Consider the following 14,362-nt stretch of genomic DNA (forward strand, 5'->3'; position numbering starts at 1 on the left):
CTTTTTTCCGGTTTTCCTGCAACGCCCCTTCTTTCCCGCCTCTTCCCCTCTCTCAGCAGCCTCGACGGATCCCCGCCAGATGAATGCCATGCGCCCGCAGTCCGATTCAGCAGAACCCTTGCGTCACGATATCCGGCTGTTAGGCCGATTACTGGGCACCGTCATCGAAGAATGCGAGGGCAAACGCGTTTTCGACACCATCGAAACCCTGCGCCGCACGGCTGTGAAGTTCCGCCGCGAAGGCAACGACGCCGACGGCAAACTGCTGGAACAACGCGTCAAGCGCCTGCAAGGCAGCGACCCCAACTCGGTGGCGCGCGCCTTCAGCTACTTCCTGCATCTTTCCAATATCGCCGAAGACCGCGACCAGAACCGCCGTCAGCGCGCCCGCGCCATCGCCAGCGACGCGCCGGAGCGCGGCAGCCTGCGCGAAGCCGTGCAGACCCTGGGCCGCCAGGGCGTAGGCGTGGCGCGCATCCGCCGCCTGCTGGCGGAGGCCTGCGTGATGCCGGTGCTGACCGCGCACCCCACCGAAGTGCAGCGCAAGAGCACGCTGGACGTGCATCGCGAGATCGCCGCCGCGCTGATCCAGCGCGAGGGCACCCTCACCCCGGACGAGCTGGCCGACCTGGACGCCTCCCTGCTGGGCCGCGTGGCCACGCTGTGGCAGACCCGCATGCTGCGCTACACGCGCTTGACGGTCGCCGACGAAATCGAGAACGCGCTGTCGTACTACCGCAGCACCTTCCTGCAAGTCATACCCCGCGTATACGGCGACCTGTCCAAGCTGTTGACCCGCGAATCCGCCAAACCGTTCGCCGCACCGCCCGCGCCGCTGGAGCCGTTCCTGCGCATGGGCAGCTGGATCGGCGGCGACCGCGACGGCAACCCCAACGTCGACGCCAGCACCCTCGAACGCGCGCTGCTGCGCCAAGCCACCGTGCTGTTCGAGCACTATCTGCAAGAGGTCCACGCGCTGGGCGCGGAACTGTCCGTCACCACCCTGCTGATCGGCGTCGACGCCGAACTGCTGGCGCTGGCCGAGGCCAGCGGCGACGACTCGCCCCACCGCCGCGACGAACCGTACCGCCGCGCCCTGGTCGGCGTCTACGCCCGCCTGGCCGCCACCGCGCAGCGCCTGACGGGCCAGAACCTGGCGCGGCGCAGCACCGTCGCCGCCAGCGCCTACGAACGGCCGGAAGAACTGTCCGCCGACCTGGCCGTGATCGCCGCCTCGCTGGCCGCCCACCACGGCGCCCCCATCGGCAAGCTGCGCCTGGCAGGACTGCAGCAGGCCGTGGAAGTGTTCGGCTTCCATCTGGCCACGGTGGACCTGCGCCAAAGCTCCGACGTGCACGAGCGCGCGCTGGCCGAACTGTTCGCCCTCGCCGGCACCCAGCGCAACGGCAAGCCGCTGGACTACCTGGCGCTGACCGAAGAGGAACGCGTCGAACTGCTGCGCGCCGAACTGGCGCAGGCGCGTCCGCTGGCCTCGCCCTGGATCGCCTACAGCGAAGACACCACGCGTGAACTCGCGGTGCTGCGCGCCGCCGCCGCCGGCCGCGCGCGCTACGGCAAGCAGGCCGTGCGCCAGACCATCGTGTCGCACACCGAAACGCTGAGCGACCTGCTCGAAGTCATGGTGCTGCAGAAGGAAGCCGGCCTCATCGCCCCCGCCGGCCAGGACATCCAGCCCGAGGACGGCCTGATGGTCGTGCCGCTGTTCGAGACCATCCCCGACTTGGAGCGCGGCGCCGACATCATGGCCGCCTGGCTGGACCTGCCAGAAATCCGCCAGCGCGTGAAGCTGGCGCAGAACGGCGCGCAGGAAGTCATGCTGGGCTATTCGGACAGCAACAAGGACGGCGGCTTCCTCACGTCCAACTGGTCGCTGTACCAGGCCGAACGCGCGCTGGTCGACGTGTTCTCGGCCCGCAACGTGCGCCTGCGCCTGTTCCACGGCCGCGGCGGTTCGGTGGGCCGCGGCGGCGGCTCCAGCTTCGATGCCATCCTGGCGCAGCCTCCAGGCACCGTGGCCGGCCAGATCCGCCTGACCGAGCAGGGCGAAGTCATCCAGAGCAAGTACAAGGACGCCGAGGTCGGCCGCTGGCACCTGGAGCTCCTGGTCGCCGCCGTGCTGGAATCCAGTCTGGCGCCGCGCGCCGAAGCCACCAGCGCCGAAGACGCGCACATGGCCCAGCACGGCCCCGCCATGTCGTTCATGTCGGAGACCGCGCAGCGCACCTACCGCGGCCTGGTCTACGACACTCCGCGCTTCGCCGACTACTTCTTCGCCGCCACGCCCATCAGCGAAATCGCCGGCCTGAACATCGGCTCGCGGCCCGCCTCGCGCAAGAAGGGCCAACACATCGAAGACCTGCGCGCCATCCCCTGGGGCTTTTCCTGGGCGCAATGCCGCCTGATGCTGACCGGCTGGTACGGCATGGGCTCGGCCATCGAGGCCTATCTGGAAACCGGCGCACCCGACGCGCCCCGCTCGCGCCGCGGCCGCCTGGCCCAGCTGCGCGAAATGGCGCGCGACTGGCCCGCGTTCCGCACGCTGCTGTCCAACATGGAAATGGTGCTGGCCAAGTCCGACCTGGCGATTGCCGCGCGCTACGCGCAGCTGGTGCCGCAACGCGGCTTGCGCGAACGCATCTTCGGCGCCATCAGCGCCGAGCACGGCCGCACGCTGGCCATGCTCAAGCTGCTGACCCAGCGCGAATTGCTGGCCGACAACCCCACGCTGCAAGCCTCGCTGCGCGAACGCTTCGCCTACATCGATCCGCTCAACTACCTGCAGATCGACCTGATCCGCCGCCACCGCGCGGCGCAGAAGCATCCAGAAGCCGAGGTCGACAAGCGCGTGCAGCGCGCCATCCACCTGACCATCAACGGGATTGCGGCGGGGCTGCGCAACTCGGGTTAGCGCATTGCTGGCACAATGGCGCGCGGTATAGAATGAGTCCGATTCTCATCTTTAACCCGCGCCATTTTTGCCGCCTCGGGGCGCTGCAGGGGCCCGCATGTCGACCAACCAATCCGCAGCGCAGCAGGGCATCGAAGGCCTGTATGCCGATCATCACAGCTGGCTGAGAAGCTGGCTGCGCCGCAGGCTGGGCAATGCGTTCGACGCGGCGGATCTGGCGCACGATACGTATCTGCGCATCCTGCATACTGGCCGGCTGCCCGAGCCGCACCAGTCCCGCCAACACCTGGCGCAGGTTGCGAACGGCCTGGTGATCGACCTCTACCGCCGCCGCCAGCTCGAGGCCGCCTATCTGGAAACCCTGGCCCACCTGCCGCGGGCGTTTGCGCCATCGGAGGAGGCCCGCGCGCTGGCGGTCCAGGCGCTGGTCGAGATCGACGCCGTGCTGCAAAGCCTGCCGGCCAAGGTTCGCGAAGCACTGCTCTTGCGCAAGCTGGACGGCCTGAGCTACCGCGATATCGCGGCTCGGCTGGGCGTGTCGGTATCGTCGGTGGAAAAGTACGTGGCGTCCGCGCTCGTGGCCTGCTACCTGGCCCAGCACGCGGCTCCTGGCGGCTGACCGCGCATGCCCGTTTCGCCCGCCATTCCGCCGACGCCGCAGGCGCCCAATCGCGCCATCGACCCTTGCATCGTGCAGCAGGCGGCCGAATGGATGGCGCGCCTGTGGTCGGACGACGCAAACCCTGCGGACCAAGCCGCATGCACCCGCTGGCGCGCGCAGCATGCGGACCATGAACTGGCCTGGCAACGGCTGCAGGCGTTCGAAGACAAGCTTGGCAGCGTATCGCCGCAGGCCGCAAGCCACGCCTTGCGGCAGCGGCCGGCCAGCGCCTCACGGCGCCGCGCGATTGGCCTGCTGGGGCTGGGCGCGACGATCGCGGGCATGGGCTATGTCTTGCGCGGCACCGACTCTTGGCAAGCCGCCACGGCCGACTACCGCAGCGGCACAGGGGAAATACGGGCGATCACCCTGCCGGACGGCTCCAGCGTGACGCTGTCGACCGGCACCGCCATCGACCTGAGATTCTCCGAGGACGAACGCCTGGTGGTGCTTCGCGCCGGAGAGATATTGATTGCGACCGCGCCGGATCCCGCCGCCATGCCCCGGCCGTTCCGGGTGCGCAGCCGGCACGGTTCCATCCAGGCGCTGGGAACCCGGTTCTCGGTCAGGGACGATGCCGAAACGTCCCGCGTGGCCGTATTCGAAGGCGCCGTGGAAATCCGTCCCGCCAGCGCGCCGGACCTGGCGGTCCTGCTTCAGGCCGGCCAGGGCTCGCGCTTTTCCGCGATCGGGGCCGCCGCTCCCAGCCCAGCGGCGGAAAGCGCGGCAGCCTGGAGTCGCGGAATACTGGTGGCCGATGCCATGCGCCTGGACGAATTCCTGGCCGAACTGGCGCGCTATCGGCCGGGCCTGCTGCGCTGCGATCCCGACGTTGCGGGCCTGCTCGTCAGCGGCGTCTTTTCCGTGCGTGACACGGACCGGGCGTTGGACAACCTGACGCGGGCTCTTCCGGTGGCCGTGACCTACCGGACGCGATATTGGGTGACGGTGCAGGCCGCTGAATGATGGCCAGCCGGCAGCGGCCGTTACAACTTTTCTCAGGCGGCGATTGCGGATCCGGCCTTCTTGCTCGGGATACAGGGTGAACCCCCTACTTCTCCAGCACGAACCCCAAGGCATCGCCTCATGTCCCGTCATCCGCATTCCACGTCGCGTACCTACGCGTCAATAGTGCCAACGCCGCGCCCCGCAACGCTCCGTCTGATGCGTCTGGCGCTGTCGTTCAGCGCAGCGCTCTGCTTCATCCCGGCCGCCCCCGCCGCCGCGCAGGCGCAGAGCGCCGAGGCCAGGCGCAGCTACGACATTCCCGGCGGCCCGCTGAGCCAGGTGCTCAATGCCTATGCCAGTGCAGCCGGCGTCGAGCTGAGCATGGACGCCACCTTGCTGCATGGCAAGCACAGCAACGGCCTGTCCGGCAGCTATTCGGTGCGCGAAGGCTACGCCGAACTGTTGCGCGGCCAAGGCCTGCAGGCCCTGCGGGAAAGCAACGGCAGCTACACCCTGCGCCGCGCTCCGGCGTCACACCAGGACGCCACCACGCTCGAAGCGGTGACCGTCACCGCGCAGGCTGCGGAAACCGCCACCGGCCCGCTACATGGCTACACCGCCCGGCTCAGCGCGGCCGGCACCCGCACCGACACGCCCATCATCGAGACGCCACAATCCATCTCGGTCGTGGGCGCGGAAGAAATCGACACGCTGAAGTCGCAGAGCATTCAGGATGCGCTGGGCTACGTGGCGGGCGTCAGCCGCGCCGAAGGCATGGACCGCACATCCGACAGCCTGTTCCTGCGAGGCTTCCGCAGCAATCTGGGCAACTATTATCGCGACGGCATGCTGTACACCGTGAACATCTACAACGGACGGCAGGAAGTGTACGGGCTGGAGCGGATCGAGTTCCTCAAGGGCGCATCGTCCGTTCTTTACGGTTCGGCATCTCCAGGCGGCATCATCAATACGGTAAGCAAACGCCCCACCATCGAGCCGCTGCGCGAACTGAACGTGGAAGCGGGCAACTACAGCCGCAAGCAGATATCCGGCGACTTCGGCGGGGCGCTGGACGAGGAAGGCAAATGGTCATACCGCCTGACCGCGCTGCTGCGCGACAGCGATACGTTCATTGACCACGTGCCCGACGACAGGACTTATATCGCGCCTGCAATCACCTGGCAGCCCAGCGCCGCCACCTCGCTGACACTGCTTGCGGAGTACCAGAAGGACCATACCGTCTACGTCTATGGCCTGCCGGCGCAAGGCACGGTGCTCCCCAACGTCAACGGCAAGATTCCCCGCAACCGCTTTACCGGCGAGCCTGGCTTCGACAAATTCAACATGGAGCGCTATTCGATCGGCTATCTGTTCGAACATGCCTTCAACAGCCAGCTGAAACTGCGCAACAGCGCGCGCTACTTCCATGCGGACAGCACCTATCACTCCACCGACATCTGGCAACTCGCGCCCGACCAGCGCTGGACCGCCGACCGAGGGGCAATGCCGCGCTGGGACCGTTCCTCTGCGCTGATCTCCGATACGTCCTTGCAATACGAAGTGGGCAGCGGCATGGTGCGCCACACCTTGCTGGCGGGCATCGATTACTCGCTACCCAAGCACGAAACCGAACGCTATATCCGCAGCAACAACAACATCGACCTCTACGATCCCGTGTATGGCTTGCCGTTGGGCCCCGTCGCGCCCTTCCCCGGATCTTCCTCCATCACCGACATGAAGCGCCTGGGCATCTACCTTCAGGACCAGATCAAGATCGCCGACAAATGGGTGGTCCTGCTGGGCGGGCGCCAGGATTGGGTCACGGTCGACGAACGCAACTTCTTCACCGACGAAAAATATGCGGACGGCGAAAAGAGCAAGGCCTTCACCGGCCGCGCCGGCCTGGTCTACCTGGCCGACAACGGGCTGGCGCCATTCCTGAGCTATAGCGAATCGTTCGAGCCCACCAGCGGCCAGGACCGCCAGGGCAGCCGCTTCCAGCCCACCACCGGCCAGCAATACGAAGCCGGCCTGCGCTACCAGCCTGCGGGCTCGGACACCATGCTCTCGGCGGCGGTCTACCAACTGACCCGCAAGAACATGACCGTGACCGATCCCCTGGACACGTCCTACCAGATACAGGCCGGCGAGGCGCGAACTCGCGGCCTGGAACTGGAAGCGCGCACCCGCATCGGCCGCAATGCCAACCTGATCGCGGCCTACGCCTACACCGACGCGCGCACGCTCAAGGCCAGCCCCTTGCAGCCCGACGAGGAAGGCAGGCGCCTGAATTCGGTCCCCTACAACCAGTTCTCGCTATGGGGCGACTACGGCTTCGGCGACTTCGGCCTGCCGGGCCTGAGAATCGGTGCGGGGATACGCTATGTGGGCAGCACCCGCGGCATGGCGCACGGCATGCCGGTGGAGGTACCGTCCTTCACGCTGTTCGACGCCATGATCAGCTACGCGACGGGGCCGTGGAAGTTCGCGCTGAACGCGTCCAACCTGACCGACAAGACGTATATCGGCAGTTGCACCTACGGCTGCTTCTACGGCGAGCCGCGCCGGGTGATAGGCACCGCCTCCTATCGCTGGTAAGGCAAGAGACCGGCCCACGCTCCCACCAGAGTCCGGGCCGGCCCTCCGTCCACCAGCCGGACACCCAAAATCCCCCATTTGTCCGCCCCCCGCGACTTTTAGTACTATCTCTTTCAGAAATTCTATATACGCACAAATGTTCGTATATAGAACAAAACGATTTTTCTGGCCAGGCGCACAGGAAGGCACTCCGGAAGAGACAGAAAGCATCCTGGTTCCGCACGTGCCGCCCGCAAGCCCGGCGTGTCAGTCAGCACCGAGCGAACCATCATGGATACTCCCCTCAAGAATCTCGCCATCGTCGGCGCAGGCGCCATGGGCAGCGGCATCGCCGCGCTGTTCGCCTCGAAGGGATTGAACGTCGTCCTGATCGACCCGATGGAAGGCGCGCTGGAGCGCGCGCTGCAGACCATAGACCGCCAGCTGAATGTCTACGCTCCCGGCAACGTCCAGGAAGCGATGCAGCGCATTCAAGTCGCGCCCGGGCTGGAAGCGGCCTGCAACAGCGACCTGGTGATCGAGGCCGTGCCGGAAAACCTGGAACTCAAGCGCGGCATCTTCGCCAAGCTGGATTCCCTGTGCCCGGCGCATACCCTCTTCGCCACCAACACCTCCGGCCTGTCCATCAACGCCATCGCCAGCGCGGTGGTGCGCCGCGACCGCTTCGTGGGCACCCATTTCTTCACCCCCGCCGACGTGATTCCGCTGGTGGAAGTGGTGCGCAACGACGGCACTTCTGAAGACACCGTAGCCCGGGTCATGGCCACGTTGCGTCATGCCGGCAAGCGCCCGGTGCTGGTGCGCCAGGACATCCCCGGCTTCATCGCCAACCGCATCCAGCATGCGCTGGCCCGCGAGGCCATCTCGCTGCTGGAGAAAGGCGTGGCCAGCGCGGAAGACATCGACGAAGTGGTCAAGTGGAGCCTGGGCATCCGCCTGGCGCTGTCGGGTCCGCTGGAGCAACGCGACATGAACGGCATCGACGTGCACTACGCGATCGCCAGCTATCTCTACAAAGACCTGGAAAGCCGCACGGAACCCTCCGAGCTCTTGAAGAGCAAGGTCGAAAGCGGCCAGATCGGCGCCAAGAGCGGCCAGGGTTTCTACACCTGGAGCCCCGAGCGCCGCGAACGCGTGCTGCGCGAAAAAAGCGCCGCGCTGGGCGAGCTGGCCGCGTGGCTCAACGGCAAGGCCAGCGGCTCCTGACGGTTCCGCCAGCAAGCATTCACTACATAAGGCGCGGGGCTTCCCGCCACCAGCGCCAGCGGGCCACAAGCCCAACCACACAAAGAAAGCAATCGTCCCACCCGCCCCCGCCGACACCCGGCGCCGGGCGGCGCAAGACGCGAAAAAACAGCCTGACCGGAGTTTGTAGGAAGCATCATGAATAAACTGGCTTCATTCTTTACCGAGCTGATGCGCAAGTATCTGCCCGATCCCTTCGTCTTCGCGATCGCGCTGACCCTGCTCACCGTGCTGCTGGCCATGGGCGTCGAAGGCAAGGGCATCGGCGACATCACCCGCGCCTGGGGCAACGGCTTCTGGAGCCTCTTGGCCTTCACGACCCAGATGGCCGTGATCCTGGCAATGGGCTATGTGCTGGCCACCGCGCCGCTCACCGACCGCCTGCTCAACCGCATCGTCAGCCACGTGCACAAGCCGCATACCGCCATCATCGTGGCGACGCTGGTCGGCGGCATTGGCAGCTACCTGAACTGGGGCTTCGGCCTGGTCATCGGTGGCATCGTCGCCAAGAAGCTGGCGCTCAAGGTCAAGGGCGTGCACTACCCGCTGATCATCGCTGCCGCGTACAGCGGCTTCACCATGTACGGCCTGGGCCTGTCGGCCAGTATTCCCGTGCTGGTGGCGACGCCCAACCACCCCACCGCCAAGCAGATGGGCACCATCCCGCTGTCGGAAACCATTTTCTCGGTGCCCATGCTGATCACCAGCCTGGTCATCATCGTGACGCTGCCGCTGCTCAATGCCTGGCTGCACCCGAAGAAGGGCGAGAAGATCGTTGAAGTGGACCCGGCCATCGATCGCGACGCCAACACGTCCAACGCCGCCGAAGACATGCTGGAAAAGGGCACCATCGCCTCCAAGCTGAACAACAGCCGCATCCTGAGCCTGCTGATTGGCGCGCTGGGCATCGCCTACGTGACCTTCCACTTCATGGACGGCGGCTCGCTGGACCTGAACCTGATCAACTTCATCATCCTGTTCCTGGGCATCATCCTGCTGGGCACGCCGGCCGCCTACGTCGCCAAGCTGACTGAAGGCATCAAGACGATCTCCGGCATCATCCTGCAGTACCCCTTCTACGCCGGCATCATGGCCATCATGGCCGCTTCCGGCCTGGTCACCACGATCTCCCAAGTGTTCGTCGACGTGGCCACGCCCGAATCGCTGCCGTTCTGGGGTCTGATCAGCTCGTTCGTCATCAACTTCTTCGCGCCGTCGGCCGGCGGCCACTGGGTCATCCAGGGTCCGTTCATGATCGACGCCGCCAAGGAAATCGGCAGCGCGCTGAACCAGACCACCATGGCCGTCATGCTGGGCAACGCCTGGAACGACCTGGTGCAGCCTTTCTGGATCCTGCCGGCGCTGGCGTTGTCCAAGCTCAAGCTGCGCGACGTGATGGGCTATACCGTCATCATGATGCTGTGGGTCGGCGTGATCCACATCACCGCCGTCCTCCTTTGGGGCTACCTCACCCACTGACCGGCACGCTTACTCTAGGAACGGAACCGATATGAGCAAACCTACTGCGTATCTCGTGACCGGCGGCAGCGCCGGGATCGGAGCGGCGATCATCCGCATGCTGCTGGATGCGGGACACAAGGTCGTCAACATCGACTACAAGCTGCCCGAAAATCCGCCTGCGGGGCTGGTGTCATATCAGGCTGACCTGACCGACGAAGCGCGCACCCAGGAAGTCGCCCGCGAAGTGACCGAGGCCTACAGCATCGTGGGCCTGGTCAACAACGCTGGCGCCACCCGTCCCGGCACGGCCGACACGGCCACGCTGGCGGACCTGGACTACGTAGTCAATTTGCATCTGCGCACCGCGCTGATCCTGGTGCAGGCCGCGCTGCCCGCCATGCGCGAGGCCGGTTTCGGCCGCATCGTGAACATGTCGTCGCGCGCCGCGCTGGGCAAGCCGGACCGCGTGGTCTATTCGGCCACCAAGGCCGGCCTGGTGGGCCTGACCCGCACGCTGGCCATGGAACTGGGCGGCGACGGCATCACCGTCAACGCCATCGGTCCCGGCCCCATCGCCACTGATCTGTTCACCAAGAGCAATCCTGCTGGCGCGCCGCAGACTGAACGCATCATCAACAGCATCGTGGTCAAGCGCCTGGGCACGCCGGAAGACGTGGCGCGCGCCGCGATGTTCTTCCTGTCTCCGGACAACGGCTTCGTCACCGGCCAGATGCTGTACGTCTGCGGCGGCACGACGCTGGGCGTCGCGCCGATCTGAGGCCAGCCATGCGCACCCCGGCCGCCCTCTTCCCCTCCTTGCCTCGCCTAGCGGCGCAGCAGGGCGTGGTTGATCTGGTCGGCCGCGCGGCGCAGCGGCGGCAGGAAGGCCGCCAGCATTTCCTCGCGCGTGAAGCGATTGGCATGGCCGCTGACGTTCATCGCGGCGATCACGCGGCCGCTGCGGTCCATGATGGGCACGGCCACCGACTGCAGCCCCGGTTCCAGTTCCTGCGCGACGCAGGCGTAGCCGTCGGCGCGCACGCCGGCCAGCACGCGCTTGAGTTCGGCGATGTCCGTGATGGTGTGCGGCGTGTAGGACTGGATCTGGCTCAGCGCCAGCACCCGGTCCAGCTCCTGCTCCGTCAGCCCCGCCAGCAGCACGCGGCCCATCGACGTCACCCAGGCCGGCAGACGGCTGCCCACGGCCAGGTTGATGGTCATGACCTTGTGCGTGGACAGGCGCAGGATGTAGACGATGTCCGCGCCTTCCAGCACCGAAACGGAACACGACTCCCGCGTCTGCTCGGCCACTTCTTCCATGTACGGCAACGCCAAGTTCCACAGCGGCGTGCCGGACAGGTAGGCGTAGCCGAGTTCCAGGATGCGCGGGGTCAGCGCGAACTTGCGGTCGTCGACGGTGACGTAGCCCAGGTGCTCCAGCGTCAGCAGGATGCGGCGCGCGCCGGCGCGAGTCAGCCCGGTCACCGCGGCGACCTCGGACAGCGTCATCTGCGAACGGTCGGGGCCAAAGGCCCGGATCACGGACAAGCCGCGCGCGAAGGACTGCACGTAGCTGTCGCTGGGTTGCTGGGTATCTTGCTCGGCCATCCGTCTACCGCAAAAAGAGTAAATGGGGATGACGCCGCGCCGGCTCGCCTTGACGCCCGGTTCATCCCCATGAAACGATGTTCTTCAGAAGAACGAAAGTTCTAATTAAGAACAAATTATGACACGCCACCTATGAGCAAACATCATGATTTCTAAGCTTGTTGCAAGCGCGGCGGCCGCCCTGGCGGACGTACCCGACGGCGCCACCGTCATGATCGGCGGCTTCGGCACTGCCGGCCAGCCCATGGAACTGATCGACGCCCTGCTCGAGCAGGGCGCCAAGGACCTGGTCATCATCAACAACAACGCCGGCAACGGCACCACCGGCCTGGCCGCCCTGCTGGGCGCCAACCGCGTGCGCAAGATCATCTGTTCATTCCCGCGCCAGGTGGATTCGCAGATCTTCGACGGCCTGTACCGCAGCGGCAAGATCGAGCTGGAACTCGTGCCCCAGGGCAACCTGGCCGAACGCATCCGCGCCGCCGGCGCCGGCATCGGCGCGTTCTTCACGCCCACCGGCTACGGCACGCCGCTGGCCGACGGCAAGGAGATCCGCGAGATCAACGGCCGCCAGTACGTGCTGGAATATCCGCTGCACGCCGACTACGCGCTCATCAAGGCCGAGCGCGGCGACCGCTGGGGCAATCTGGTCTATCGCAAGACCGCCCGCAACTTCGGCCCCATCATGGCGAGCGCCGCGCGCGTAGCCGTGGCGCAGGTGCGCGAAGTGGTTGAACTGGGCGAGCTGGACCCCGAAACCGTCGTGACCCCCGGCATCTTCGTCAAACGCGTCGTGCAGATCGCAGCCACCCCGGCCGCCAAGGAGCAGCAATGAGCACCAAACTGACCCGCGACCAGATCGCCGCCCGCGTGGCGCAGGACATTCCCGAAGGCGCCTACGTGAACCTGGGCATCGGCCTGCCCACGCTCGTCGCCAACCATCTGCCGGCTGACCGCGAAGTCATCCTGCACACCGAAAACGGCATGCTGGGCATGGGCCCTGCCCCCGCCAAGGGCGAAGAAGATTACGACCTGATCAACGCCGGCAAGCAGCCCGTAACGGAACTGCCCGGCTGCTCGTTCTTCCATCACGCCGACTCGTTCGCAATGATGCGCGGCGGCCACCTGGACATCTGCGTGCTGGGCGCCTTCCAGGTGTCGCAACACGGCGACCTGGCCAACTGGCACACCGGCGCGCCCGACGCCATCCCCGCCGTGGGCGGCGCGATGGACCTGGCCATCGGCGCCAAGGACGTCTTCGTGATGATGGAACTGCAGACCCGCGAAGGCCAGAGCAAACTGGTCGAAGCCTGCACCTATCCGCTGACCGGCGTGCGCTGCGTGTCGCGCGTGTACACCGACGTGGCGGTGTTCGACATCCGCGCCGACGGCGTGACCGTCATCGACATGTTCGGCGACACCACCGCCGACGAGCTGCTGCGCCTGACTGGCCTGCCGCTGAAGTTTTCCCGCTGAGTTTTGTGCGCGCTCCGGCAGGGCCGGAGCGGCTTTACAGGAGAGAGTCATCATGTTGTTCATGGTTCAAATGCAGGTCAATCTTCCCGTCGACATGCCCGCCGAGCGCGCCGACAAGCTGAAGGCCGATGAAAAGGCCCTGGCCCAACAATTGCAGCGCGACGGCAAGTGGAAGAACCTGTGGCGCGTGGCCGGCCGCTACGCCAACGTCAGCATCTTCGACGTCGAAAGCAACGATGAACTGCACGCGCTGCTGTCCTCGCTGCCGCTGTTCCCGTACATGGATATCAACGTCACGGCGCTGGCGCGCCACCCCTCGGCGATCTGACAGGAGCAGTCCATGCCCTACATCATCGAAACGTTCGACAAGCCCGGCCACCAGGAAGTGCGCCAGCAGCATCGCGCCGCGCATCTGGAATACCTGGACACGAACAAGCAACTGCTGCTGGCCTGCGGCGCCAAGCTGCAGGACGACGGCAAGGACGCCGGCGGCGGCCTGTACATCGTGGCCCTGGAAACGCGCGAAGCCGCGCAGCAGTTCATCGATGCCGACCCATTCTCCCTGGCCGGCCTGTTCGAGCGCGTGACCATCACGCGCTGGCGCAAGGCCTACCTCGACGGCGTCTGCCATCTGTAATCGCAAGGAATAAACCCACATGTCTTACGCCGATCTCAGCCAGGCACGGCTGTACTACGTCATCGATGGCCCCGCGGATGCGCCGGTGCTGGTGCTCTCCAACTCGCTGGGCACCTGCTCCGACATGTGGGCCCGCCAGATTCCCGAACTGAGCAAGCACTTCCGTGTGCTGCGCTACGACACCCGCGGCCACGGCAAATCGTCCATCCCCGAAGGCGAATACAGCTTCGAGCAGCTGGGCAACGACGTCGCCGAACTGCTGGCGCATCTGAACATCAAGCGCGCGCACTTCTGCGGCCTGTCGATGGGCGGCCCCACCGGCCTGTGGCTGGCGCTGGCGCGTCCCGAGCTGCTGGACAAGCTGATCCTGTGCAACACCGCCGCGCGCATCGGCTCGGCCGAAGGCTGGAGCGCCCGCATCGCCGCGGTCGCCGAACAGACCCTGGAAAAGATGGCGCCCACGCTGGTCGAACGCTGGCTCACCGACAGCTACCGCGCCGCCGAGCCGGGACTGACCCAGGTGCTGATCGACATGCTGCGCCGCACGCCGGACGCCGGCTACTCGGGCAATTGCGCCGCGCTGCGCGACGCCGACTTCCGCGAACAGGTGGCCTCGATCAAGGCGCCCACGCTGGTCATCAGCAGCACGCACGATCTGGCCGCCACGCCGGCCCAAGGCCAAGAGCTGGCCGCAGCCATACCTGGCGCGCGCTACTTTGAAATGAACACCTCCCATATCTCGAACTGGGAGCAACCGGAAGTCTTCACCCGCACGGTCGTCGACTTCCTGAAGGGGTAA

The 14,362-nt window shown here is 66.2% G+C and carries 13 protein-coding genes; 12 read left to right on the forward strand and 1 reads right to left on the reverse strand.

Features of this window, described 5'->3' with window-relative positions; all coding sequences use genetic code 11:
- Positions 1-79: 79 nt before the first annotated feature.
- The 7 genes from ppc to AXYL_RS29455 all read left to right on the forward strand — a co-directional run bounded on the left by ppc (position 80) and on the right by AXYL_RS29455 (position 10,620).
- A complete protein-coding gene (gene ppc, locus AXYL_RS29425) occupies positions 80-2,929 on the forward strand; it encodes a phosphoenolpyruvate carboxylase (protein WP_013396536.1) in 2,850 nt (949 codons plus the stop codon).
- A 97-nt stretch (positions 2,930-3,026) separates the two neighbouring features.
- Positions 3,027-3,548, forward strand: a complete 522-nt coding sequence (locus tag AXYL_RS29430; protein ID WP_013396537.1) for a sigma-70 family RNA polymerase sigma factor — start codon at positions 3,027-3,029, stop codon at positions 3,546-3,548.
- A gap of 6 nt (positions 3,549-3,554) precedes the next feature.
- Entirely contained in the window at positions 3,555-4,556 is a 1,002-nt protein-coding gene (locus AXYL_RS29435; protein WP_013396538.1) for a FecR domain-containing protein, read from the forward strand.
- A 198-nt stretch (positions 4,557-4,754) separates the two neighbouring features.
- A complete protein-coding gene (locus AXYL_RS29440) occupies positions 4,755-7,136 on the forward strand; it encodes a TonB-dependent siderophore receptor (protein ID WP_041654415.1) in 2,382 nt (793 codons plus the stop codon).
- Between the two features lie 270 nt (positions 7,137-7,406).
- The gene (locus AXYL_RS29445) at positions 7,407-8,342 is read left to right on the forward strand and encodes a 3-hydroxyacyl-CoA dehydrogenase family protein (RefSeq protein WP_013396540.1); all 936 of its coding nucleotides are present in this window, start codon (positions 7,407-7,409) and stop codon (positions 8,340-8,342) included.
- Between the two features lie 177 nt (positions 8,343-8,519).
- Positions 8,520-9,860, forward strand: coding sequence for a short-chain fatty acid transporter (locus tag AXYL_RS29450; protein ID WP_013396541.1), 1,341 nt, complete (start codon positions 8,520-8,522; stop codon positions 9,858-9,860).
- A 31-nt stretch (positions 9,861-9,891) separates the two neighbouring features.
- The gene (locus AXYL_RS29455; RefSeq protein ID WP_013396542.1) at positions 9,892-10,620 is read left to right on the forward strand and encodes an SDR family NAD(P)-dependent oxidoreductase; all 729 of its coding nucleotides are present in this window, start codon (positions 9,892-9,894) and stop codon (positions 10,618-10,620) included.
- Between the two features lie 47 nt (positions 10,621-10,667).
- Here the strand turns inward: AXYL_RS29455 and AXYL_RS29460 are convergent, their stop codons facing one another.
- Positions 10,668-11,450 (reverse strand): IclR family transcriptional regulator, encoded by a 783-nt coding sequence (locus tag AXYL_RS29460; protein WP_013396543.1) that lies wholly within the window; start codon positions 11,448-11,450, stop codon positions 10,668-10,670.
- Positions 11,451-11,595: 145 nt separating this feature from the next.
- Here AXYL_RS29460 and AXYL_RS29465 point away from each other — a divergent pair, with 145 nt between their 5' ends.
- From AXYL_RS29465 to pcaD, 5 genes are read left to right on the forward strand one after another with little or no spacing between them, the layout of a single operon-like run.
- Positions 11,596-12,285 (forward strand): 3-oxoacid CoA-transferase subunit A, encoded by a 690-nt coding sequence (locus tag AXYL_RS29465; protein ID WP_013396544.1) that lies wholly within the window; start codon positions 11,596-11,598, stop codon positions 12,283-12,285.
- Positions 12,282-12,926: a 3-oxoacid CoA-transferase subunit B gene (locus tag AXYL_RS29470; protein ID WP_013396545.1), complete on the forward strand. Its 645-nt coding sequence runs from the start codon at positions 12,282-12,284 to the stop codon at positions 12,924-12,926. The genes AXYL_RS29465 and AXYL_RS29470 overlap by 4 nt, the downstream gene beginning before the upstream one ends.
- Before the next feature lie 52 nt (positions 12,927-12,978).
- Positions 12,979-13,254, forward strand: a complete 276-nt coding sequence (gene catC, locus AXYL_RS29475; RefSeq protein WP_013396546.1) for a muconolactone Delta-isomerase — start codon at positions 12,979-12,981, stop codon at positions 13,252-13,254.
- A gap of 12 nt (positions 13,255-13,266) precedes the next feature.
- Complete coding sequence (locus AXYL_RS29480) at positions 13,267-13,563, forward strand: YciI family protein (RefSeq protein ID WP_013396547.1); 297 nt, start codon at positions 13,267-13,269, stop codon at positions 13,561-13,563.
- Positions 13,564-13,582: 19 nt separating this feature from the next.
- Positions 13,583-14,362 (forward strand): 3-oxoadipate enol-lactonase, encoded by a 780-nt coding sequence (gene pcaD, locus AXYL_RS29485; protein WP_013396548.1) that lies wholly within the window; start codon positions 13,583-13,585, stop codon positions 14,360-14,362.

The organism is Achromobacter xylosoxidans A8, assembly GCF_000165835.1.
GTDB lineage: Bacteria > Pseudomonadota > Gammaproteobacteria > Burkholderiales > Burkholderiaceae_B > Achromobacter > Achromobacter xylosoxidans_B.